Annotated in this window: 17 protein-coding genes; 9 read left to right on the top strand and 8 right to left on the bottom strand. The window is 70.2% G+C overall.

What is annotated here, in order from left to right:
* On the bottom strand, positions 1–1,842 hold the full coding sequence (locus tag QHF84_RS33840; RefSeq protein WP_281317637.1) for a hypothetical protein: 1,842 nt from the start codon (positions 1,840–1,842) through the stop codon (positions 1–3).
* Between the two features lie 254 nt (positions 1,843–2,096).
* On the opposite strand from QHF84_RS33840, the gene QHF84_RS33835 reads away from it, so the two are divergent.
* Together QHF84_RS33835 and QHF84_RS33830 are read left to right on the top strand one after the other, a co-directional pair.
* Positions 2,097–3,926, top strand: coding sequence for a penicillin-binding transpeptidase domain-containing protein (locus QHF84_RS33835; RefSeq protein WP_281317636.1), 1,830 nt, complete (start codon positions 2,097–2,099; stop codon positions 3,924–3,926).
* Between the two features lie 8 nt (positions 3,927–3,934).
* Positions 3,935–5,002 carry an FtsW/RodA/SpoVE family cell cycle protein gene (locus QHF84_RS33830; protein WP_281317635.1) on the top strand — a complete coding sequence of 356 codons (1,068 nt, stop codon included), beginning with the start codon at positions 3,935–3,937 and terminating at the stop codon, positions 5,000–5,002.
* A gap of 132 nt (positions 5,003–5,134) precedes the next feature.
* Here QHF84_RS33830 and QHF84_RS33825 read toward each other — a convergent pair whose 3' ends face one another.
* Positions 5,135–5,458: a hypothetical protein gene (locus tag QHF84_RS33825; protein WP_281317634.1), complete on the bottom strand. Its 324-nt coding sequence runs from the start codon at positions 5,456–5,458 to the stop codon at positions 5,135–5,137.
* Between the two features lie 336 nt (positions 5,459–5,794).
* Between QHF84_RS33825 and QHF84_RS33820 the strand changes: the two genes are divergently transcribed.
* The 3 genes from QHF84_RS33820 (at position 5,795) to QHF84_RS33810 (ending at position 11,943) form a co-directional block, all read left to right on the top strand.
* Positions 5,795–8,827 carry a PAS domain S-box protein gene (locus QHF84_RS33820; RefSeq protein ID WP_281317633.1) on the top strand — a complete coding sequence of 1,011 codons (3,033 nt, stop codon included), beginning with the start codon at positions 5,795–5,797 and terminating at the stop codon, positions 8,825–8,827.
* Between the two features lie 79 nt (positions 8,828–8,906).
* A complete protein-coding gene (locus QHF84_RS33815; protein WP_281317632.1) occupies positions 8,907–10,877 on the top strand; it encodes an ATP-binding protein in 1,971 nt (656 codons plus the stop codon).
* Positions 10,878–10,917: 40 nt separating this feature from the next.
* Complete coding sequence (locus QHF84_RS33810) at positions 10,918–11,943, top strand: lysylphosphatidylglycerol synthase domain-containing protein (protein ID WP_281317631.1); 1,026 nt, start codon at positions 10,918–10,920, stop codon at positions 11,941–11,943.
* Here QHF84_RS33810 and QHF84_RS33805 read toward each other — a convergent pair.
* The 4 genes from QHF84_RS33805 to QHF84_RS33790 are packed head-to-tail and all read right to left on the bottom strand — an operon-like array spanning position 11,860 to position 17,322.
* The gene (locus QHF84_RS33805) at positions 11,860–13,248 is read right to left on the bottom strand and encodes a DUF362 domain-containing protein (protein ID WP_281317630.1); all 1,389 of its coding nucleotides are present in this window, start codon (positions 13,246–13,248) and stop codon (positions 11,860–11,862) included. The two genes, QHF84_RS33810 and QHF84_RS33805, sit on opposite strands and share 84 nt — an antisense overlap.
* A complete protein-coding gene (locus tag QHF84_RS33800) occupies positions 13,245–15,485 on the bottom strand; it encodes a glycosyltransferase (protein ID WP_281317629.1) in 2,241 nt (746 codons plus the stop codon). The genes QHF84_RS33805 and QHF84_RS33800 overlap by 4 nt, the downstream gene beginning before the upstream one ends.
* A 45-nt stretch (positions 15,486–15,530) precedes the next feature.
* On the bottom strand, positions 15,531–16,580 hold the full coding sequence (locus QHF84_RS33795) for an NAD-dependent epimerase/dehydratase family protein (protein ID WP_281317628.1): 1,050 nt from the start codon (positions 16,578–16,580) through the stop codon (positions 15,531–15,533).
* Positions 16,581–16,629: 49 nt separating this feature from the next.
* Positions 16,630–17,322: a hypothetical protein gene (locus tag QHF84_RS33790; RefSeq protein WP_281317627.1), complete on the bottom strand. Its 693-nt coding sequence runs from the start codon at positions 17,320–17,322 to the stop codon at positions 16,630–16,632.
* Between the two features lie 253 nt (positions 17,323–17,575).
* On the opposite strand from QHF84_RS33790, the gene QHF84_RS33785 reads away from it, so the two are divergent.
* On the top strand, positions 17,576–18,223 hold the full coding sequence (locus QHF84_RS33785; RefSeq protein ID WP_281317626.1) for a hypothetical protein: 648 nt from the start codon (positions 17,576–17,578) through the stop codon (positions 18,221–18,223).
* Between the two features lie 19 nt (positions 18,224–18,242).
* Here QHF84_RS33785 and QHF84_RS33780 read toward each other — a convergent pair whose 3' ends face one another.
* Positions 18,243–18,869, bottom strand: coding sequence for a hypothetical protein (locus tag QHF84_RS33780; protein WP_281317625.1), 627 nt, complete (start codon positions 18,867–18,869; stop codon positions 18,243–18,245).
* A 118-nt stretch (positions 18,870–18,987) separates the two neighbouring features.
* Here QHF84_RS33780 and QHF84_RS33775 point away from each other — a divergent pair, with 118 nt between their 5' ends.
* The 3 genes from QHF84_RS33775 to QHF84_RS33765 are packed head-to-tail and all read left to right on the top strand — an operon-like array spanning position 18,988 to position 21,441.
* The gene (locus QHF84_RS33775; protein WP_281317624.1) at positions 18,988–19,629 is read left to right on the top strand and encodes a class I SAM-dependent methyltransferase; all 642 of its coding nucleotides are present in this window, start codon (positions 18,988–18,990) and stop codon (positions 19,627–19,629) included.
* Between the two features lie 31 nt (positions 19,630–19,660).
* On the top strand, positions 19,661–20,461 hold the full coding sequence (locus QHF84_RS33770; protein ID WP_281317623.1) for a type III pantothenate kinase: 801 nt from the start codon (positions 19,661–19,663) through the stop codon (positions 20,459–20,461).
* A complete protein-coding gene (locus tag QHF84_RS33765) occupies positions 20,458–21,441 on the top strand; it encodes an iron ABC transporter permease (protein WP_281317622.1) in 984 nt (327 codons plus the stop codon). Before QHF84_RS33770 ends, QHF84_RS33765 begins: the two co-directional genes overlap by 4 nt.
* On the opposite strand, the gene QHF84_RS33760 is transcribed toward QHF84_RS33765, so the two are convergent.
* Positions 21,438–22,055, bottom strand: coding sequence for a glutathione S-transferase family protein (locus tag QHF84_RS33760; RefSeq protein ID WP_281317621.1), 618 nt, complete (start codon positions 22,053–22,055; stop codon positions 21,438–21,440). The two genes, QHF84_RS33765 and QHF84_RS33760, sit on opposite strands and share 4 nt — an antisense overlap.
* Between the last annotated feature and the right edge of the window lie 92 nt (positions 22,056–22,147).

Here is a 22,147-nt window from a genome sequence, read left to right as displayed (position 1 = left end):
TCAGCGCGGCACGTCGATCAGCGCTCCTCTCCGCGAGATGCGGGCCGCGCCTGGACGCTGTCCATCGAAGAAGTGCAGCTCGGGATACCCCGATTCCACCTTGATCGCATATACGGGACGGGTCACGGGGACCTTCGCGACGAGCTCCTTGCTGCCCTCGGGCGCGTCGAGCGTGAGCGTGAGCTCATTGCCTGCGTCATTCGACGTGGCGACGAGGACGGCGCCTTTCGGCAGGACGGTATACGTGACGCCCCCCGACCTCACCACGTTCCTCCACGCGCCCGCCGCGCCCGGAGCCACGGGGAGCCTCAGGGCCGCGGCGATGATGCTGCCGGATTCGACGCGCTGGGCGAGCAACGTCCCATCCTCGGCCATTGTGTAGCCCCAGTACCCCTTCGTGGGGGTGTCGACCGATCCCTCGCGGAAAAACACCCCGGAGGCATCGCTCACGAAGCGATCTTTGCGACAATCCAGAATGACGAGGCCGCGCAAGCTCTCGAGCGAGAGGGGTTCGCACCCCTCCGGCGTCGGGCGAACGAGGAACGCCCTCGTGCTCCAGTGAAAGATGCCGATCGTCGGCCCGCGGAGAAGGGGGCCTTTTTCGCACGGTTTGTTGAAGAGGCGTTTGCAGAGCGCGTCGTCGAAGAACCTGCCGACGAGGCTGGAGGCAGGGTTGCGTGGGACGATCCCGCGGAGTTCGTGAATGCAGCGGAGCCCCTCGCAGACGGGCCGGGCAGGCTGCCTCAGAGGACCTACGAGGCTGATCCCGGACTGTTCGGATGGATCCTCGGCGGGCACGTCGAGCTCTTTCATGCCCGACGGGCCCAGGACACCAAACTTCGCCCGGCCTGGCTTTTCGGGCGCGGCGGCGAGCACGTCGCCCTCCCAAGGGAGCCCCGAATTCATCTCCGCGCCCAAAAACCACGGGTCGAACGAGACGAACTCGGCCCCTTGAATCTGCTCCGGCAGGCTGAGGGTCGCGAACGTGCGTCCGTCCTTCGTGAGGACGGACGCCTCCTGGACTTGCCCGAAGTCGTCCCGCTTGAGCGCATGCAGGATGAACCCGCCCCAACGCAATGGAGCTTCGAGCGCACGGCGGACCGGCACGACCTTGCCCTTGGCGTCGATCGTGGACCACGTCTCGGCGGGTTTTCGTCCGGCAGCGGCAGCGAGGATGACCCCGTCGGCGCGCACGAATGCGTGCTCCACCGACCCCTTCATCGGCACGTCGACGAAGGTCTTTCCTCCGTCCTTGGATTGCACGAGCACGCCGCCCCGGGCCGCGACGACGAACATGCCCGCCGCGTCGAAGACCCGGTCGATTCCGACCACGGGCGTCTGTTTTCCCGCGATGAGGTCGTCGACGCTCGCGGCACGGAATGGCGCGTGGCCTTCGTTCTCGGCGAAGACCTCGCCGCTCGTGACCACACCGACGAAGCGCACGCCTTTCGGGACGACGCCGCGGACGCCGTCCTTCGTGATCACGAGCTGGCCCACGCGCGATTGGAGCACGATGGCGCCGGGCTCGATGGCTTTGGCGCGCAGGTCGCCGAGAATCGGGTTGATCGGATGCACGACGTCATTCACGCGAGGCGAGGCTTCCCAGAGCTCGATCTGCTTGCTGTCGCGCTCGACCCAGGGCGCCGCCTCCGCCGCGCGCTCGATATGGATGGGCGCGTCGGGATCAGGCGGCGACTCCGGTGGGGCCGAAGCCGTGCCAGGCGACACGTGCACGACGGCGGGCGCGGCGACCGGAGGAGGTGGCGACGCCGGGGGCGTCGAGCCGCAGGCGAAGAGCAGCACGGAGAGGAGTGAGGATACGTGCAAGGGGCGATGACGCACGGGCCGGAAGCTTGCACACGACGGACCGGATTGACACGGTTTTTCGAGAGCGGCGGTGGATGGGGCGGGAGGACGTCGCGCGGCGGCCCCCCGACGCTGGATCTGGCGGTCGATCTTGCTCCGGCCGATCGCGCCGCCGGCAAAGATCCGAGGATCGAAGCTGCCGTGAAGGCTCTGGATTTGTGAGATGGAGGCGGGGTTGCAGCTTGCCATGAGGTAGGCTGCCGCCGTGCTCAGCCGCTCGGAGGACTTTGATGCGTGACGACCCGGCTCCGATCCCCGAAGTCCTCGAGGCGGCGAGCGCTCCTGACGAGCGCAAGCACCTCGGCCGCCGCGTGCGGGGCATGGCGTGGTTCGCCGGCGTGGTGCTCCTCGGGCTCACGGCCCGCAGCGTGCACCTGCAAGTCGTGCACGGCGCAGAGCACGCGCGCCGCCTCGAAGCCGCCAGCGTGAAGCGGGTGCGCCTCGCGCCGAGCCGCGGGGTGATCCGCGACGCGCGCGGCCGCGTCGTCGCCGAGGACCGCGTCGCCGTCGACGCCTACGTCATTCCCGAGGTGGTGCTCGGCCGAGGCGACGTGGTGCCCCGCCTCGCGGTCGCGCTCGGGCTCGACGACGCCGAGCGCGACCGCCTTCGCCACACGCTCGAGGCCGTGCCCCCGGCCAGGCGCGCGCAGTGGGTCCTCGTGCGTCGCGACGTTGCTCCCGAGCGGCTGCCGGCGATCCGCGACGAACGCGCGCTCCGGATCAAGCTCGTGGAACGCGCGGGGCGACACTACCCGTTCGGCTCTCTCGGCGCACACGCCGTCGGGTACATGAACGAGGTGTCGCCGGCCGACATCGCGAAAGATCCAGGCAAATGGCCGGGGGATCGCGTCGGCCGCACCGGCGTCGAGCGCGCGCGAGATCGCTCCTTGCGCGGCTCCCCGGGCCACGCGTTCGTGGCCGCGTCGCGGCGGATCGTCAGCCCGGTGGCGCCCACGGGCGAGGCGCCGCGAGCCGGACACGACGTGACGCTGACCCTCGACATGGATCTCGAGCGCGCGCTCGACGCGTCGTTCACTCGCCACGAGCAGCGCAAAGGCGCCGCGGTGCTGATCGACGTGCACACCGGCCGCGTGCTCGCGATGACGTCACGCCCCGCGTTTGATCCCAACCTGCTCGATCGCGGCGTGGCCGTCCCCGCGGCGGGCTCCGAGCTCGACCGCGCGCTTCTGCAGACCGAGCCGCCGGGCTCGACCCTCAAGCCCTTCACGGCGCTGGCGGCGCTCGCCTCGGATCGCGCCGCTGCCGAGCATACGGTGACGTGCAACGGAGCCTACCTGTTCGGGCCCCGGTGGTTCCGCTGCACGCACACCCACGGTCGGGTCGATCTCGATCACGCCCTCGCCGAGAACTGTAACGTGTGGCTCTACGATCAAGCCGCGCGCCTCGGGCTCGACGCCATCGTCGGCAAGGCCAAGCAATTCGGCCTCGGCGCGCCCACCGGCATCGAGATGGGCCGAGAGCTCGCCGGGCTCGTCCCGACCCGCGCCTGGTTCGAGCATGCCCATCCGGGCCCCTTTCGCGCGGGCCACAGCCTCAACGCCGCGGTCGGGATGGGCGTCGTGCGGGTGACGCCGATCCAGCTCGCGGTGGCCTACGCGGCGCTCGCCAACGGCGGCACCGTGCGCACGCCGCAGATCGTCGTGAGCGACGTGCCAGCGCCCGCGCGGCAGGTGGACGTTCCAGCCGCGGATCTCGCGCGGGTCCGCGCCGCGCTGCGCGCCCGTGCGAGCGAGCTTCCCGGGTTGCAAGCCAGCGTGGCCGGCACTCTAGGCGCGTCCGACTCGCGCGAGCTCTTCCTGATGCCCACGGCCTACATCGAAGCGGAGGACGCTCCACCGGACGACGAGCCGCCCGCGCGCCCCATCCGCATGCCGGAGACGAACGGCTGGTTCGCGGGCTTCGCGCCTGCGGACGCCCCCGAGGTGGCCATCGTCGTCCTCGTCCAGGGCCGGTCCTTCGCGGATCACCGCGTCGCGACCGCCATCGCGGACGACACGCTGCGCGCCTACTTCGCCGGCAAGGAAAGAGGCTCCCGATGATCCGCGCCGTGCGAAACCGTCCCCTCCTCGTCGTTGTCGGCGCCGCCGTCGCGCTCGCCGCCATAGGGCTCGCGACGGTGCGCTCGGCGGGGCTCGCCTTCCCCGAGCAAAGCGCGCTCTGGCCCCGGCAGCTCGCGTGGCTCCTCGTCGGTTCGGCCGCGGCGCTCGTCGTCGCGCGCGCGGATCTCCGCCGGCTCAAGGACCGCGGAGCGCTGCTGATTCATGGCGCGCTGATCCTCGCCACCATCGCGACCTTCGCCGCGTCGGGGGTCAACTCCGTGCATCGCTGGTTGCACCTCGGGGGCATCAACGTCCAGCCCTCCGAGCCCCTCAAGCTCGGCCTCGTGCTCGCGCTCGCGAGCTGTTTTTCCCGTCCTGTCGAGGGCCCGCGACCGCTCCGGGATCTCGCGCTCCCCGCGGGGCTCCTCGCCTGCACGCTGATCCCCGTGCTGCTCCAGCCGGATCTCGGGACCGCGGTGGGGCTCGCGCTCGTCGCCGCGTCGGCTCTCGCGCTCGAGCGCTTCTCGCGCGGCGCTCGGGCCTCGCTCGCGATCGGCGTGATCGGCAGCCTCGCGACCGTGTGGTTCACGCAGCACGACTACCAGCGCGCGCGCCTCGTCGCGTTCGTTCACGGCGGGGATCCGCTGACCACCGGCTACCAGAGCGACCACGCGTTGCGGCTCGTCGGGGCCGGGCGCCTCCTCGGCGGAAGCCCCTTCGCGGGGAGCGAGCCTTACCCGCTGCCCGAGGCCCACGGCGACTTCGCCTTCGCGGTATGGGCGCACGAGCACGGCTTCGCCGGCACGGCGCTGGTGCTCGGACTTTATCTCGCGCTGGTGCTCGCGGCGCTGCAAATCGCCGCGGCCGCGCGCGACCGCTTCGAGGCCCGCATCGCCGTGGGCGTCGCGGCGCTCTTCTTCTGGCAAGCGACGATCAACATCGGCATGGTGATGGGCCTGCTCCCCGTGGTGGGCGTCACGCTGCCGCTGATTTCGTACGGCGGATCGAGCGCGCTCACGTGCCTCGTGGGCGTCGGGCTGCTCGCGAGCGTGGCCCGGCGGCCTACCGCGGCATGACCACGGCGTAGCGAGCCTCGGCAATACGGGCCCGTCGCACCTGGTTCAGCTCGGCGTCAGGCCTCTGCGCCCCGAGGGCTGCGCCGTCGAGCCCCCTCGGCGTGGCGCGCTCGTGCAAAGCAACCTCCGTTGCTACTCGCAGCCGCAGCCGCAGGCATTGAAGAATGAATTCTGCGGCGGTTCGCAGCGAAACTTGATGACCATGCACTTTTGCCTGTCGCCGAGGTATCTGCGGTGCGGCTCTTTGGCTGGGTCGCACTCGCTGGTCGCGGCGGGCTGCGGCTCAGGCGCCTGCGTTGGCTGCGGTTCGGACGCTGGCTGCGCGCTGACGGACGTCGTCGACGTCTCGGGCGCTTCGGGCGTGGAGGGCGCCTGGTCGCCGGGCGCTGGCGCCTGCGCCTGCGCGCCGCAAGCGCCGGCCGTCGACACGGCGAGGAGCGCGAAAACGGCGTACATCGGCGAACGTCGGCAAAGGGAGGGTGAGCTCTTCTTCATTCGAGACCTCGATACGATCCGCGCGCTTCAGCGCGCTCCACAGGCGTTCAGCGTACAACGTACCGGCCCCCGGCGAGAGCCTCCTGCGACCTGATCTCGAATCGGGTGATTTCCGCTGCCGAGAGCTTCATTGCCCGCAGCACCATCTCCTGCCCCCTCCCGGGTCGAACCCGCCACCTTCTCCGGCGTATTCGGTTTTTGCGCTCCGAACGGTGTTCTCCTGCCTTTTGCCGCGACGGGCCCCGGCATCGAACGCGCCCTTGCGCGCGCCGCGTCACGCGCGAGATAGTTTGAACCTTGCCGAGCCTCCCCCACGCCTCGATCCTCGGACGCCGCTCGCCCGCGCGCGATCTGCTCGAAGCCGAGCTCCGCGCCGCCGGGTTCGACGTGCGTCCGGACGAGGACCCGAGAGCGCTCGGCGACGTGCCGCTCGTCGTCGTCCTCGACCTCGAAGGTGACGCCCCCGAGACCTCCCTCGACGCTTGCCGCGCGGCCCGCGCGCGCCTCGACGCCGCGGCCCTCGCGGCCGCCACCGAGCGTGACGACGACGCTCGCCTACGCGCGCTCGTCGACGCCGGCGCCGACGAGCTCTTCGTCCTCCCGCACGACGCGCCGCGGCTCGGCCCGCGCCTCGCCGCGATCCGCCGCCGCGCCGAGGTGACCCGCCGCATCCTCGACGAGAAGCGCGACATCGAGCGCCGCCACGAGCACCTCTACGAGCACGCGCCCATCATCCTGCACTCGATCGACGCCGATGGCCGCCTCATCAGCGTCAGCGACGGCTGGCTCGACGCCCTCGGCTACGAGCGCGCCGAGGTCCTCGGCCGCCGCTCCGTCGACTTCATGACCGAGGCCTCTCGAAACGAGGCCCTCGCGCGGATCCCCGAGCTCTTCCGGCGCGGCGTCGGCCGCGGCAGCCGGTACCAGTTCGTCCGCAAGGACGGCACCCTCCTCGAGGTGGTGATGACCGTCCTCGTCGAGCGCGACGCCGCGGGCAAGCTCCTCCGCACCTTCGCCGTCTCCACGGATCTCAGCGAAATCCGCGAAGTCGAGCGGGCCCTCGCGCGGGCCAACGACGAGCTGCACACCCTGCTCGCCGCGTTCCCCGACAACATCTTCCGCGTCTCCGGGGACGGCACCGTGCTCGAAGCACACTTCGGCAGGCGACAGCAGCGCCGCAGCGTCGAGTCGCTCCCCGCGCTCGTCGGCAAGAACCTCACCGAGATCCTCCAGCCGCTGCGGGCGCCGGAGGTCCTCGACGCCATCAAGAAGGTCCGCGGGACGACCGACATCGTCTCGCTCGAATACGAGACGCGGGGCACCGACGGAGGCCCCATGTTTCGTGAAATCCGTGTCGCCGCCCTGCCCCGCGGCGAGGCGCTCATCCTGAGCCGCGACGTGACGGATCTGCGCCACTCGGAGGCGCTGCTCCGCGAGAACGAGACACGCCTGCGCGCGCTGCTCGACAACGCCCCCGTCGTCCTCTGGGCGGTCGATCGCGACGGCACCATCACCTTCGCCGAAGGCAAGGGGCTCGCGCACCTCGGCTTCCGGCCGGGAGAGCTCATCGGCACCTCGGTCTTCCTCCTCCCGAGCCCTCACGGCGAGGGGTTGCCGCAGGTGTCCGAGCCCCTCGCGGGCCGGGCCTACAAGGGCGAGGTCGCGATCGGCCGTGTCTGGTTCGAGCACGCCTCCTGGCCGCTCCGCGACGCCTCGGGGGAAGTGACCGGCGCGCTCGGCGTCTCCACCGACATCACCGAGCGTCGCCGCGTCGAGCGAGCGCTGCGCGAGAGCGAGCGGCTCGCGCAGGCCGTCTTCGAGAACGCCCCCGTCGGCATCCAGATCTTCGGCCCCGACGGCGTCTCCGTGCGGATGAACGAGGCGCACCGCAGGCAGCTCGGCCTGCCCAGCACGACCTACGGCGTCGGCGTCTTCAACGCCCTCACCGATCCCCTCCACGTGGACACCGGCATGGCCGAGTGCTTCGCGCGCGCCTACGCGGGCGAGGTCGTCGAGATCCACGGCCAGGACGTGAACCTCGGCATCATCGGCAACTCCTGGAGCAGCTCGCGCGCGCGCCTCGTCTTCGACACCATCCTCTTCCCCATCCGCGACGGCGCCGAGACGCGCGCCGTCGTCGCCTTCTGCCGCGACGTCACCGAGCGCAGGCACGCCGAAGCGCGCCTGCTCCTCACCGATCGGCTCACCTCCCTCGGCACCATGGCCGCCGGCGTGGCCCACGAGATCAACAACCCCCTCTCGTTCGTCCTCGCGAACCTGGAGTTCGTCGCGGAGGCCTTGCGCGCCGCGCCGCCCGACGAAGGCACCTACGAGGCCGCCACGCAGGCCCTCGACGAGGCCCTCGAGGGCGCGAAGCGCATGCGCGCCATCGTGCGCGACATGGGCACCTTCTCCCGCTCCGACCGCGAGGCCACCGAGAGCGGCCCGATCGACGTGCGCGCCGTCCTCGACAAGGCCATCCGCATGACCCACCACGCCCTGCGCCATCGCACCCGCGTCACGCGCGTGTTCGGCGACGTGCCGGAGGTCATCGGCAACGAGCCGCGGCTCGTCCAGGTCTTCCTCAACCTCCTCGCGAACGCCGCGCAGGCCATGCCCGATCGCCCCGAGGCCGAGAACGAGATCCGCCTCGTCACCCGATCGATCGACGGACGTGTCGTCATCGAGGTCGTCGACAACGGCGTCGGCATCCCGCCCGAGCGCATCTCGCGCATCTTCGATCCGTTCTTCACGACGAAGCCCGTCGGCGAGGGCATGGGCCTCGGCCTCTCGGTTTGTCACAGCATCGTCTCGTCCTTCGGCGGCGAGCTGCTCGTCGAGAGCACGCCCGGCGTAGGCTCGACGTTCCGCGTGATCCTCCCGGCCGCCGAGCCTGCGCCGAGCTCGCGCGAGGGCCTCTGCCCCGCGGGGCGCGGCGACCGGCCCCGCGTCCTCTTCGTCGACGACGAGCCCTACGTCTGCGCCGCCGTGCGCCGCATGCTCGGCCGCGACATGGATCTCGTCTGCGCCTCGGGCTCCGAGGAGGCGCTCGGCCTCGTCCGCGCGGGCGAGCGCTTCGACGTCGTCCTCTGTGATCTCATGATGCCGGGTTCGAGCGGCGTCGCGCTCTACGCCTCCCTCCTCGAGCTCGATCCCGCACTCGAGCGGCGCGTCGGCTTCTTGACGGGTGGCGCCTGCACCGACGAGGTTCGATCGTTCCTCGGCGACGTCGGCGACAGGCTCCTCCTCAAACCGTTCGAAGCCGAAGCATTTCGCGCGCTCGTCTTCGCGCTCGCCTCGGGCAGCATGCCTCCGAGGAGGGCGGGCTAGGAGCGCGGCGCTCGAACGACGCTCGTCCCTCATCCGCAGGCTCCCGCAGCGAGGACCCGGGTTTTATGAAGCGGCCCTGATGCCGTCTCGTCTCGACTACCTCCCGGGAACATGGAGAGGCTCGCGGCCCTGGACGAACACACCCGCCGGCCTCTTCCTGGTGCTCGGCACGGTGGGTGGGACGGTCTTGCTGCGCGAGAGCCTCGCGCCGCTGCTCGGCACGTCCTCGCCCATGCTCGCGTTCGTCCTGCCGGTGACCATCTGCGCCGCGGTGGGCGGGCTCTGGCTCGGCCTCCTGGCCACGCTCCTCGCGCTCGGCGCGGGCTACTTCTTCTTCATCGAGCCCATCCACTCGCTCGCGCCGACGACCCCCGCCGACCTCGTCCGGATCGTCCTCTTCACCGCGATCGGCATCGCCATCAGCGCCGTGAGCGGCCGCATGCACCGCGAGGTCGAGCGCAGCCGGGAGGCCGAGCGCATCCTCACCGAGCGCGCCCAGGCGAGCGCGAGGAACGCCCAGCATTTCCGCACCCTCCTCACCTCTCGTACCCTCGGCGTCGCCACCTTCCGCGGCGACGCGATCGTCGAGGCGAACGACGCCTTCCTCGACGTACTCGGTTTGACCTCGGACGAATTCGACGCGCTCGCCGGCAAGCTCACCTGGCGCGAGATCACGCCCCCCGACCACCAGGCGGCCGACGAGCTCGCCGGCCGGCAGCTCCGGACGATGGGGTATTGCGCGCCCTACGAGAAGGAGTTCTTCCGCAAAGGCGGCAGTCGCGTCCCGGCCCTGATCGGCGGCGCCGTCGTCCTCGGCCGCGAGGGGCGCGACCTCACCGGCATGTTTTACATCGTCGATCTCTCGCGCCTGCGCCGCGCCGAGCAGGCCCTGCGCGAGAGCGAGGCCCGCCTCCGGCTCGCGCTCGACGCGGCCCGCGCGGGCTCGTGGGCCTGGGACGCGGTGACGAACCACCTCGTCTGGTCCGAGCGCAACTACGAGCTCTACGGCGTCGATCCCAAGCGCGTCCCGACCGTCGAGCGATGGCTCGAAGCCATCCACCCGGACGACCGCGCGCGCATCGTGGACGAGTCCGATCGCATGCTCGCGAGCGGCGCCGAGCACTTCCGCATCGAGCTCCGCGTCCCCCACGGCGCGCACGGGGTTCGCTGGCTCGCCGTCCTCGGCCAGGTCCACCGCGACGAACGCGGAGAGGTCGTTCGCTCCGCTGGCCTGACGCTCGACGTCACCGACCGCCGCAACATCGAGGAGAGCGAGCGCGCCGCCCGCGCCGAGGCCGAACGAGCGAGCCGCCTCAAGGACGAGTTCGTCGCGACGCTCTCGCACGAGCTCCGCACGCCGCTCACCTCCATCCTCGGCTGGGCCCAGGTCCTCAAACGCTCGCCGCACGGAGGCGACCAGCTCGATCGGGGCCTCGACGTCATCGAGCGCAACGCCCGCGTCCTCTCGCAGCTCGTCTCCGATCTGCTCGACGTCGGCCGCATCGTCACCGGCAAGATCCACCTCGACGTCGCGCCCTTCGATCTCGGCGCCGTCGTCGCCTCCGCGGCCGAGACCGTGCGCCCGTCCGCCGAGCAGAAGGGCGTCGCGCTCGACGTCCGCGTCGCGCCCATCGGCGAGCCCCTCCTCGGCGACGACGCCCGCATCGAGCAGCTCCTCTGGAACCTCTTCTCGAACGCCATCAAGTTCTCGCCTCCGGGCGGCCGCGTCGAGGTCCTGGTGCGCCCCTCACGGGGCCGCGCCATCATCGTCGTCCGCGACTTCGGCCAGGGCATCGCGCCCGAGTTCTTGCCGCACCTCTTCGAGCGTTTCCGCCAGGAGGACGCCTCGGCGTCCCGGCGTTACGGCGGCCTCGGTCTCGGCCTCTCCATCGTCAAGCACATCGCCGACCTCCATGGCGGCCGCGTGGTCGCCGAGAGCGCGGGGCCGGGCCTCGGCGCGACCTTCACCGTCGAGCTCCCACTCGCGTCCGAGAGCCGCGTGACGGCCGCTCGCCACGCCTCCCCGGAGCCTCTGCGGCGCGCCGGCTGATCGACCTGCCCCGCCGCCGATATCTGGTAACGTCGCGCCGATGGCCGAAGCGCCTCCCCGCCCCGAAGGCGAGCGCCCGCGATCCGTCGTACGCGCCGTCCTGCCGTTCGTCGTCTCGATCGCCCTCGTCGCGTTCGTCCTCCTCCGCCTCGATCTCCGGGCGTTCCGGGAGCATCTCGCGCGCGTGTCGGCGCCCTCGTTCCTCGCGTTCGCGGCCGTCTTCGTGGTCTCGCTTTGCGCCGCCGACAGCCTGGCGACCGTGCTCGTGTATCGCAGGTCCGTCGCGCCCATTCGATTTCGTGATTTTTTCATCCTCCGCGGCGCCTCCTACCTGCCTTCCCTCGTGAACCACCACGTCGGCCAGGCCTTCATCACCGTCGCCCTCTCGCGCATTCACGGCGTCCCCCTCGCCCGCGTCGCCGGCGCCACGCTGCTCGTCTACGCCTCCTGGATGGGCTCGATCCTGGGCCTGTCGTGTATCGCCATCGTCCTCGACGACAAACCGCTCGTTTGGCTCGCCATACCCCTCGGCGCGGGCTCTCTTTACCTCGCGCTCCTCGCGATCCGGCCCGCGCGCCTCGTTTCCATTCGGCTCCTCGCGCCCCTCTTCGAGGCCGGCGTGCGGGGCCACCTCTTTGCCCTCTTCGCGCGCCTCCCGCACCTCGTCGTCCTTTTCGTCGGCACGTGGGTTCCGTTCTGGTTCTTCGGCGTCCGTATTCCCCCGGGGCCCGCGTTCGCGTTCATTCCCGTCCTGATGGTCGCCGTCACCTTGCCCATCACGCCGCAGGGCTTTGGCACGCGGGACGTCCTCGCGGCGACGCTCCTCGAACCGTTTGCGCCGTTCCCCACCAAGGAAGCGCGGCTCGCGGCCATCGCGGCCTCGACCACGTCGTGGGGCGTGGCCATCACGCTGATCGAAATCGTCTTCGCGCTGGTGCTCCTCCGCTTCGTGACGCCGATTCCGACGACGACGAGCGGGGGGCTATCCGAGGCTCGGCCAGCTCCGGGGCGGCCGGAATTTCTTCCCGAAGGGCGGCCCGTCGCGCCGAACGATCCTCCCGGCTAGATCGGCCCGCGACACCATTCCGAGGGCCTCCCGGATCATCGCCATCCGCGCCGGCTCGAACCCCATTTCCTCCGCCGCCGTCGCGTCCACGATCGCCGGATCGAACCCGCCCACGAGCGTCCCGGCGAACACGGGCGTCGCCCCGAGCGGCCCTTCCCCCTCACCCGCCACGATCCCATCCACGAGCGCGAGGTAACGCCGCACGGGTTCGTCCCGCAAAACCCCGTCGCGATCGACGAAAAAGAGGATCCGGTTCAGATCGAGGATGGTTCGCCAGAGCGTATCGTTGCCCTCCCAGCTCCCGTCGATCACCTTGGGCGGCGCCCCGAGGCGAGCGAGGCGCGCGACGAGGGAATGGTCGCCGGGCAGCGGGAAGCGCGAGAGTTTGTCCTCGATCTGCTCCGCCAAGCTCCGCGGCCGATCGAGCTCGTCCCCACCCACGGAAGGATCTCCGGCCGTGAAATGCGGGAGCCAATATTTTTCGTTCGTGATTCCAATGACGCTCTTCAAGGCCAGCGTGACGCCGGTCTTTTTATGCGTCTTCATCTTGGGCAGGTTGATCACGACGTCCGCGTCGAGCACCGTGCGCGGCAGGCTGTACTCGTGTTTCCCGCCCGTGTGGTGCGGGACCGGCGTCTCGTAATGGCTGCGGTGGAACCGGAGCCGCTCACCGGGCGGCGCGTCGCTCCGCGCGAAGGCGCTCCGATCGCCGAGGTCCACGACGCGATACCCGCGCGGATCCCCCGGGAGCTTCGTGCGGACGAGCAAGCCGAGGTTGTACGAAATGCCGCCGCGTCGCACGTCGTCGAGCGCGAAATGGGGCGCCACCCGGAAATACCGCAAGTCCACGAAATCGACGTCCGCGCCGCGGAGGCGCAGGTGATCGATCACCGCGAAGATCCCGAGCGGCCCCGCGACCTTCTCGATCTCGCAGCCCTCCACGGGTGAATCCACGACCCGCACGGAGCCCTCGGGCCCCGCGGCCCGGAGCGCATAATCGAGGACGGGCCGCAAAAGCGCGCCATGCGTGCTCGAGGCCCACAACTTTTCGCCGGTGATCTTCTCGTGGAGGTTTTTCGAGGAGACCAGGTTGGGCTTGACGATCACCCGATCGCCCGGCCGGATCAAATCGCCGAGCGGATTCCATTCCGGAGTCCCGGCCCGCGCCACGTCGAGCGCGAGCTCCCGGAAGAGCGCCTCCACCATGGCATAAACCGGGTTCGGCGGCTCGAACGGCGGCACGCCGCCCGCTGCATACGTCGTCCCCGGGCGAGAGACGATCGCGACCGAGGACGCCTGGGTCACGCGTGATCCCCGCGGTCCACGCTCGGCCGCACCGAGGCGGAGCTGCGCTGGAAATCGATCCCGAGCTTGGAGACGGCCGCGACACGCTTGCCCGTGCGCACCATCGCCACCTCGTCGACGAATTCGACCGTGATCCGCAGATCCTCGCCGAGCACCTCGCGGAACTTCGCGAGCACCTCGTCGAGCACGTCATCCGAAAAACGCCCGCCCTTCACGACCCGGAACGTAATCGCCCCGAGCTCCTCCTGCACCACCTGGAACTGCTTGATCGCGTGATCGTACTCCTTGAGGTAATGCGCGAAGAACGTCCCCGGCACGAATCGCCCGTCCGTGCCCTGGATGATCGATTGCACGCGTCCCTCGATCGCCCCGATCCGCGGCGCGCCCCGACCACACGTGCACGGCGCGAGCGGATCCATGGCCTCGGCGAGATCGCCGATGCGATATCGAATGAACGGCATGCACATGTTCGTCAGGTCGGTGATCACGACCTCGCCGATCTCGCCGGGCTTCGCAGGCTCGCCACCCTTCAGGATCTCGACGATGTACCCTTCCGCGACCACGTGATGCCCCGCGTGCGCCTCGCATTCGTAGGCGATGCCCGAGAACTCGCGGCTGCCGTATTTGTCGAACACCGCGCACCCGAACGCCTGCTCGATCACGCGCCGGCTCGGGAGCGGGAGCGTCTGCGCGCTCGACATCACGGCCCGCGGCCGCACCGAGAGATCTCCGTGCGCCCGCAGGTAACGCGCCAGGAAATCGAGCGCCTCGGCATATCCGTCGAGAAGGACCGGCTCCGCCTCCGCGATCGTGCGGACCATCGCGGCGAGGTTTTTCTCGCTCATCTCGAAGATCGGCACGAACGTCCGATTCGAGAGGATCGCGTCCGCGCGCTCCTTCCGGATCTGGCTCTTCGACATGCCGATCGTCTGGTGCCAGAGCCGCACGCAAGGATCCCCGAATCGATACCCCGTCCACTCCTGGGCCCGGAGCGTCGCCGCCCAGCGCAATTCGAGCTGCACGCGGTCGGCGTAACAGACGAACGGCTCGCCGGTGGATCCGCTCGTCGCGATGCGCAAGACCTGCGATTTGTCGTGGTTCTCCGACATGATGTCGAAGTAGAGGTGCTTGCGGATGTCGGCCTTCGTGAGCAGCGGCAATTTGTGCAAATCCGCCTGCCCCCGCACGTCCTCGGGCCTGAGCCCGCGCTCCTGCATCCTCGCGCGGTAATACGGCACGTTGCGGTACGCGTGCCGGACGAGGCGCCTGAGCTTCTCGTCCTGCAGCTCCCGCGTCTCGGTGACCCCGAGCCATTGCGTCTTGCAGAGCGTCTCGTAGTAATGCTCGACGTCCCGCGTGATCATCCAGTGCGTGCTGTCGAACGCCGCGAGATACGCGCGCCACCGCATCTCCTGCACGGGCGTGCGCGGCGGCGTGCGATCCGCCACCGGATGGCGCCGCAAGAACTGATGCGCGACGTCCGGCGGCGGGCGGCTCACGCGGTATTCCCACGCGGCCTTCCCGATGTCGACGAGCGAGAGCACGCTCGCCCGCACGGCCGTCTTCTGGAGGAAGCTCACTCCCTGCCGCCGCTGCTCGAAGATCGTCTCGATCTCCTTGTACGAATACCCCTTCGCGTGCGCGGCGACCATGATGAACGATTGCCAGTAAAAATAGGTGCCGCGGTACGTGAGTAGGTCGAGCATCACCTCGCGGGCGCACATGACGAACCCGCTCTTGTTGTCCGAGAGCTCCATCCCGAACACGCCGTTGAGCAGGTGGTTGAGCCCGCGGCTCAGGTGATATCGCTGGTCCTTGCGCCGCCCGACCGCGCTGCGGAAGCCCTGCACCACGTCGACGCTGTGGTCGTAGAACGCGCGCCGGAGCCGCAGGAGATCCTCCGGCTGGTACTGCAAGTCCGCGTCGATCGTCGCGACGAGCTTGCCCCGCGACGCGCCCACGCCCGTCCGCCACGCCGCCGCGATGCCCCGGTTCTCCGGGTGAAAGCAACCCACGATGCGGCCCTCGGACGCGGCCGAGAGCTCGCGGATCACCGCCGCCGTGCCGTCCTTCGATCCGTCGTCGACGAGCACGAGCTCCCCGACGAGCCCGCCGACCTCGAAGACGCGGAGCACACGCGCCGCGAGCTCGCGCAAGTTGAGCTCCTCGTTCAGGCACGGGACGATGACGCTGAGCTCGATCGGCGATTCGGGAGCAGGGTGCGCTTGTTCGGTCATCGGAGAGCGGATCCTCGGCCTTCGGGAGTGCGAAACGGGCGCAGTCTACTCCACGGCGCTGCCCGGGGAAGCCACGCGGGAGGCTTGTTGATACGCGGGCGCCTTGCCGGTGAGCTCCGCGGTAAACCGCGTGATCCCTTCGAGCGCGCGCATGCGTGGCGTCCAGCCGAGCTCGCGCACGGCCTTCGACGCGTCGTACACGACGTCACGCGAGAGGAGCTTCACCACGAAGGGCGTGAGCGGCGGCGTCTCCTTCCGCCCGGCCAGCGAGTAAGCCGCCGCGAGCGACTTTGCCGCCGCCATCGCCGCCGGATACGGGAGCGAGAGGCGCGGCGGAGGCAGCTCGGCCGCGCGCGCGATCGTCTCGAAGACCTCGCGCACGCTCGGCGGACGCGCGTCGACCTCGTCCATCACGTTGAACGCCTCGCCGCCGAGATCCCGACGCTCCGCGGCCCGCAAAACGACGTCGACCACGTGATCGACCCACACGACGTTCAGCGGCGCGCGCCCGCCGTCGACGAGGAGCATCATGCGCTTGCGCAACGTCGCGATCGCGCGCGGCAGGAAGTTCCGATCGTAAGGCCCGTAGATCATGGGCGGACGCACCGCGATCACCGAGAGCCCGAGCGCGCGCCCCCGCTCGTCGGCGATACGCTCGGCGTGCGTCTTCGTGTCCTCGTAAGGCAAACCGCTCGTGCGCGTCGGCCACGCCTCGGTCACACGCCCGTGATCGGGCCTGCCGTACACGGCCACCGACGAGACATGCACCACGTGCGGCACGTGCGCCTCCGCGGCGGCCTCGATCACCGCGCGTGTCCCGCCCACGTTCACGCGCTCCATCTCGGCCGCGTCCGTCGGCTCGCCGACCATGGCCGCCGCGTGCACGACCACGTCCGCGCCGCGCAGCACGTCCGCGAGCGCAGCGCGATCCGCGAGGTCTCCGCCCACGACACGCACGCCGATCCGCGAAAGCGCGCGCGCGTCGAGCCGCTCCGGATCCCGCACGAGCCCCGCCACCTCGTGCCCTGCTTCCCGGGCGATCTCGCAGAGCCTCCGCCCCACGCCGCTCGTGACGCCCGTCGCCGCGATCTTCATGGCGCCGAGGGTGGCACGCGGCTCCGCGGCCTTCCAGCCGCAGCGCGAGCTAGTACCGCGACGGACGCGTCGTCGGAGCGGGCACGCTCGACGACCTCTCCGTGCGCGAAGGCTCGCCCACTTCGGAAGGCCTGCGCGGGGGATCACCGACCTCCGAGGGACGACGCGGAGGATCACCGACCTCCGAGGGACGACGCGGTGGATCACCGACCTCCGAGGGCCTGCGCGGAGGCTCCTGCGAAGAACGGAGATACGAGCCCGTCGGCAACGACGAGATGCGATCGCTGCGGTGCGACTCGAGCGCCTGCGGCCTGCGCGGCGCAAGACTCACGGGCGGCGCTTCGCCGCGCACGCTCTGACCGCGCAGGTACTCGAGCGCCTCGGCTTCGTCGTGAAACACTTCTGCTCCTGCGCCGTCCTCGCGCAGGTGGCGCTTGACCTGCAGCGCGCCGACCGCCGTCTTCACGATGATCGCAGCGCCGCGGAACCCTCGAAAGAGCCGGGGCCGGAAGCGCCGCATCGTCTCCTCGAACAGCGGATCGTTGCGCCGCGGCCCCTCGCGCAGATCCACGAGCAGCTTCCTCCGATCACGCCCGATCTCGTCGAACGCGGCGAGCACCGCCTCGAGGTCCTGCTCCATCATCCAGGTGTCGGGGTAGTCCCGCGACGTCCTGCGCATGATGAGGATGTGCCCCGAGCCATCCGTCTCCACCAGGTGATACGGCGTCTCGAGCTCGATCATCGCCCTCCAGCATAAACCGTTTTCGGGCGGTGAGCTTGCCTTCCGTGGTAGGGTCCGCCTGCTGAAAATGGCGCCTTCTCGCCCTTCACGAGGACCCATGCGACCCATCAAAAACGTGCTCGGCGTGGCCTTCGTGGCCGCCGCGACCCTGGCCTCCATCGTCGGCGCGACGCGCGACGCGCAGGCCTGAGGCATCGCGCCGGCCGTCGGTCCGACGGGCATCCCCTCCTGCAGCGAAGACGAAGGCGCGCCCTTGCCGCCGAGCAAGCCAGGCGCGCCCGTGGTCAAGCCACGCCCGCGGCTCTACCGCGTCGGCGCGACGGTGGGTTACGCCTGGACAAACCTGGTCTTCGCGGGCAAGTACGACGTCGCCATCGATCGGCGCGCGGCCGTCGCCACGTTCGAACGCAGGCTCGGCGCCGCGTGGACGCTGCAGCTCGGCGCGGGCGGCATCCTCTGGGGCAGCTTGCGCGAGGGAGCGCGGCGTTATGACTTCGGCCCCGGCTGGTCCGCCTCCATCGCCACGTCCTATCGCCTGCTCGACGGCCGTGATCGATGGCCGTTCGTGATCCTCGGCGCTTCGCTCGCCGTCGCGGGCGCGGAGACACGCGAGGCGCGCCCCGACGCGCCTGCCGTGCCGTACTACGCCGGCGACCTGCGCCTCAGCGCGGTCGCCGGCAAGACGTTCTACGACGTGCTCAGCCCCTACGCCGTCGCCCGCGTGTTCGGCGGCCCGATCTTCTGGCAGGTCGACGGCGAGGATCGACAGGGGACCGATCGCTACAAGTTCCAGCTCGGCCTCGGCCTCGTGGCCACGTTGCCGATCGGCCTCGACGTGTTCGCGGAGATCATCCCGCTCGGCGAGCGGAGCGTGACGACCGGCGCGGGTTTTTCTTTCTAGAACCGCCCGCGCCGCTCGCTCATCCGCACTCGCACGTGAGGGGATTGACGCACTCGAGGTTCTGGAACGCGCAGTCGAAGACGCACGCGAAGGGGTTGCACGCGACGCCGCCGTCGCCCGTGCTGCCGCCCGAGCACGTGCCGCCCATGCAGGTTTGACCGGCCGCGCAATCGGCGTTGGAGCAACACTGCGACTGGCAGACGCACGAGAACCCGTTCTTCACGTACCCCGAGTTGCAGCTCACGTCGCAGAGGCCCGTGGAGTTACAAATCGCGGCGCCGTTCTGCACCGTCGGGCACGGCGTGCACGTCGTCGACGTGAAGCACCCCGTCGCGGGCGTGTTGCCCGCGCAAACCCCGGCGCAGGAGTGCTCCATCGGCCCGCACGTCTGCCCGCCCGAGCTCGCGCTGCTCGACGAGCTGCTGCTCGACGAACTGCTGCTGCTCGACGCGCTGCTGCTCGACGCGCTGCTCGACGAACTGCTGTTCGTCGCGCCGCCCATGCCGCCGAAGCCTCCCGTGTCGGATTCGCCGCCTTCACCGCCCCCGCCGAGCCCTGGTCCGGCCGCGGTCGCGCAACCGCTGCCGAGCCATGCCCCGAACCCGAGCGCCACCACAACCAAGCCAAGCCGCCGCTTCGTGCTCACGACGTACCTCCGCGACCGATGTTCACCCGTTTTTCCCGCAAGTGGAAGCTTCACGGACCACTGCGTCGTGGTAGACGAACCCCGCCGCGCACCCCGGTGCGACGGTCGTGGAGGACCCATGTCACCCATCATTTCGCCCGAGCTGGACGATTACATCGAAGCGCATACGCGCCCCCGTCCGGCGCTCTTCGACGAGCTGCGCGAGGTCACGTATGCCTCGACAAAGTCGCCGCAGATGCAGGTCGGCCGCGTCGAGGGCACGTTCCTGAAGATGCTCTGCGCGCTCGTCGCGGCGCGTCGTGTGCTCGAGATCGGCACGTTCACGGGCTACTCCGCGCTCTGCATGGCCGAGGCGTTGCCCGACGACGGCGAGCTCTACACGCTCGACATCGACCCCGACGCGACGCGTATCGCCCGCTCATTCTTCGATCGCAGCCCGCACGGAAAGAAGATCCGCATCCTGCTCGGCAACGCCCTCGATACCCTGCGCTCGCTGCCGGCAGGCCCGCCCTTCGACCTCGTCTTCATCGACGCCGACAAGGAGCGGTACGTCGATTACTACGAGGCCGTCCTCCCGCTCGTCCGCAAAGGAGGCCTCATCGTCGGGGACAACACGCTGTGGAGCGGCGACGTCCTCGCGCCCAAGGACGCCGCAGGCCACGGCATCTGCCGCTACAACGACGTGGTCAACGCCGATCCGCGCGTCGAGAACGTCCTGCTCTCGATCCGCGACGGCATGATGCTCGCGCGGAAGCTCTGACCCGACAGCCGGAAGTGGTAAAGGTTCTCGCATGCTGCTCGTCGTCGACGTGGGCAACACGAACATCTCGTTTGGCGTGTTCGAGGGGACGAAGCTCCTCCACCACGTGCGCTCCGAGAGCGCGCGCAGCCGCACGGCCGACGAGTACGCGGTGCTCGTCCGGCAGATGCTCGCGCTCCGCGGCGTCGATCCCGACCTCATCGATCACGCCATCATCGCGAGCGTCGTCCCGACCCTGACCGACACCATGGTCGAGCTCGTTCGCCGCGCTTTCCGCCGCGATCCGCTCGTCGTCGGACCGGGCATCAAGACGGGCATGGCCATCCTCTACGAGAACCCGCGCGAGGTCGGCGCCGATCGCATCGTGAACGCGGTCGCCGCCTACGAGTGGGCCAAGGGTCCCGTCATCGTCGTCGATTTCGGCACGGCGACGACCTTCGACTGCGTGACGCCCAAGGGCGAGTACCTCGGCGGCGTGATCACGCCCGGCGTGCAGATCAGCGCCGAAGCGCTCTTCTCCCGCGCCGCGCGCCTCTCCCGCGTGGAGATCACCTTGCCCCCCAAGGTCGTCGGGCGAAACCCGGTGCACAGCATGCAATCCGGCATCGTGTACGGCTACGCGGGCCTCGTGGACGGCCTGTGCAAGCGCCTCGTAGCCGAGCTCGGCTACACGTGCCGTATCGTCGCCACGGGTGGCCTCGCGCGGCTCATCGCCCCGCTCACCGAGTCGATCGAGGAGGTCGACGACGACCTCACGCTCACGGGCCTGCGCCTGCTCTACGAGCGCAACGCGCAGGAGCCGCGCGCGTCCGCGAGGACCGAAGGCGCTTGATCCGCCGTCCGATCCTGGTCGCCGCCGCGCTCCTCGTCCTCGTCACCGCCCTCGCGCTCGCCTTCGGCACCGAGCCGATCTCCCTCTCGAACGCCCTCGCCGAGCCCGGCCTCGCCCGCACGATCCTGATCGACGTGCGCCTGCCGCGCGTCGCGCTCGCCGCCATGGCCGGCGCCGGCCTCGGCGTCGTCGGCGCCGCGTTCCAGGCGCTCCTGCGCAACCCGCTCGCCGAGCCGTACGTGCTCGGCGTCTCCGGCGGCGCGGCTCTCGGCGCGACGACCGCCATCGCGCTCGGCCTCGGCGCGACCACGCTCCTCGGCGCCGCGCTGATCCCCGCCGCCTCGCTCCTCGGCGGCCTCGTCGCCACGTCGCTCGTCTATGCCGTCGCGCGTGGCATGCGCGGCGGCGCTTCGGGCACGGCGATCCTGCTCGCCGGCGTGATGGTCAACTCCATGGCCGCCGCGCTCATCACGTTCTTGAAGGCCCTCGTCCCGCCGTCACGCGCGCAGCAGCTCTTGCGCTGGCTCGTCGGCTTCGTGGACCTGCCGCACGTCTCGTCGCTGCTCGCGGCGCTCGTTTACGTGGGCATCGGATGCGTGGTGCTCCTGTTCGACGCGGGGCGCCTCAACGTGCTCGTGCTCGGCGACGAGACGGCCGGCACGCTCGGCGTCGACGTGCGCGCCCTCGAACGACGCACGTTCCTCGCGTCCTCGTGTGTCGTCGGCGCGATCGTCAGCTTGACGGGCCTCATCGGCTTCGTGGGCCTCGTCGTCCCGCACGCCGTGCGCCGTCTCATCGGCCCCGATCAGCGCCGCGTGCTGCCCGTCTCGCTTCTCTCCGGAGCGGCGATGCTCGTCGGCTGCGACCTCGTCGCGCGCCTCGCGTTCCGCTCGCTCGGCACCGAGCCGCCGGTCGGCGCGGTGACAGCGCTGATCGGCGGCCCGGCGTTCCTCGTGCTCCTACGCCGCTCGGGCGGCTAACCCTGCATCACCCGTGCGAACGCAGGCCGCGACGTACACCGCGCGGCCCACGCGTTCACGTTCGGGAACGGGCTCACGTCGATGCCGAAACGCCCCAGGAAGGGGATCGCCGGCGCCATGGAGATGTCGACGAGCGAGAACGTGTTGCCCACGAGGTACTCCTTGCCCTCGAGCGCCTCGTTCAGGATCGCGAGATGCGCCGCGAGATCCTTCTTCGCGGCCTCGGCGGCCTTCGGGCTGCGCTCGTCCGCGGGGAAACGATCGAGGCTGTTGCGGAGGTAGCGCTGCAGCGCCTCGCCGAACGTCACCGCGCCCCACGCCATCCACTTGAAGGCCTCGGCGCGATCGAGGTTCGGCGGCGGGAAGAGTCCCTTGTCCACGCCGAAGCGCTCGCCGAGGTACAGCAGGATCGCGAGCCCCTCGAAGAGCGGCCGACCCTCGGCGATGAGCAGCGGCACCTTGCCGTTCGGGTTGAGCGCGAGGTACTCGGGCTTCTTCTGTTCACCGGCCGCGAGGTCGAGCCTGACCTTCTCGTACGGAACGCCGAGCTCCTCGAGCGCCCAGTGCACCCGCGACGCACTCGTCATGGGCGCGTAATACAACTTGAGATCCATCGCGATCGACCTTCCTCTCGCGGCGCGCGCGGCGCCGCCGCGGCCGAGCGTGTCCGACACGGCCGCGCGCGGCAAGGGGGTGCGGGAAGGCC

Source organism: Polyangium sp. y55x31 (genome assembly GCF_029946505.1).
Classification (GTDB): domain Bacteria; phylum Myxococcota_A; class Polyangia; order Polyangiales; family Polyangiaceae; genus Polyangium.
Note: the sequence above shows the minus strand (reverse complement) of the source record. Positions and strands in the feature narration are given on the sequence as shown.

What these genes read in the sequence shown, in the direction of transcription:
- QHF84_RS33835 (WP_281317636.1), top strand. Translation starts at nt 2,097, where the DNA reads ATGCGTGACGACCCGGCTCCGATCCCCGAAGTCCTCGAGGCGGCGAGC.
- QHF84_RS33760 (WP_281317621.1), bottom strand. Translation starts at nt 22,055, where the DNA reads ATGGATCTCAAGTTGTATTACGCGCCCATGACGAGTGCGTCGCGGGTG.
- QHF84_RS33810 (WP_281317631.1), top strand. Translation starts at nt 10,918, where the DNA reads ATGGCCGAAGCGCCTCCCCGCCCCGAAGGCGAGCGCCCGCGATCCGTC.
- QHF84_RS33770 (WP_281317623.1), top strand. Translation starts at nt 19,661, where the DNA reads ATGCTGCTCGTCGTCGACGTGGGCAACACGAACATCTCGTTTGGCGTG.
- QHF84_RS33815 (WP_281317632.1), top strand. Translation starts at nt 8,907, where the DNA reads ATGCCGTCTCGTCTCGACTACCTCCCGGGAACATGGAGAGGCTCGCGG.
- QHF84_RS33795 (WP_281317628.1), bottom strand. Translation starts at nt 16,580, where the DNA reads ATGAAGATCGCGGCGACGGGCGTCACGAGCGGCGTGGGGCGGAGGCTC.
- QHF84_RS33800 (WP_281317629.1), bottom strand. Translation starts at nt 15,485, where the DNA reads ATGACCGAACAAGCGCACCCTGCTCCCGAATCGCCGATCGAGCTCAGC.
- QHF84_RS33825 (WP_281317634.1), bottom strand. Translation starts at nt 5,458, where the DNA reads ATGTACGCCGTTTTCGCGCTCCTCGCCGTGTCGACGGCCGGCGCTTGC.
- QHF84_RS33790 (WP_281317627.1), bottom strand. Translation starts at nt 17,322, where the DNA reads ATGATCGAGCTCGAGACGCCGTATCACCTGGTGGAGACGGATGGCTCG.
- QHF84_RS33775 (WP_281317624.1), top strand. Translation starts at nt 18,988, where the DNA reads ATGTCACCCATCATTTCGCCCGAGCTGGACGATTACATCGAAGCGCAT.